The 407-nt window shown below is 75.4% G+C and carries 1 protein-coding gene; it reads right to left on the bottom strand.

Going from position 1 to position 407, the window contains the following annotated elements; all coding sequences use genetic code 11:
• Positions 1 to 407 (bottom strand): hypothetical protein (locus ACZY1I_RS32230; protein WP_463761713.1); only part of this gene is annotated, 407 nt, incomplete at both ends.

Raw genomic sequence — 407 nt, 5'->3', positions numbered from 1 at the left:
CACCCCCGACGGTGTCGTGCCATCAATGCCGTCGCTGCCCGTCGTGGCACCGGTGCCACCCGCGCCGCCCTTACCGCCCGACCCCGTATCCCCGCCGGCCCCACCAGCCCCACCATCACGCACCGTGCTGTCTCCGGCCGCGCCTTTGCCGCCATCCCCCGGAGTCGCACCGTTACCACCATTGCCGGCATTACCACCGGCACCCGTCGCTGCCGCCGTACCGTCAGCGGCCTTGCCGCCGAGGCCGCCGGCACCACCATCGCCACCCACACCGCCGTCACCACCGGAACCGCCCGCCGTACCCGCCGCACCCGGCGCCGCACCGTCGGCACCAGTGACCCCGGCGCCGCCATCACCACCCCGCGCACCCTGGCCGCCCGCACCGCCAACACCACCGACACCGGCCT

This window comes from Mycobacterium sp. IDUB_37, from assembly GCF_055419245.1.
The sequence above is the reverse complement of the archived record's forward strand: the minus strand, read 5'-3'. Positions and strand labels throughout refer to the sequence as shown.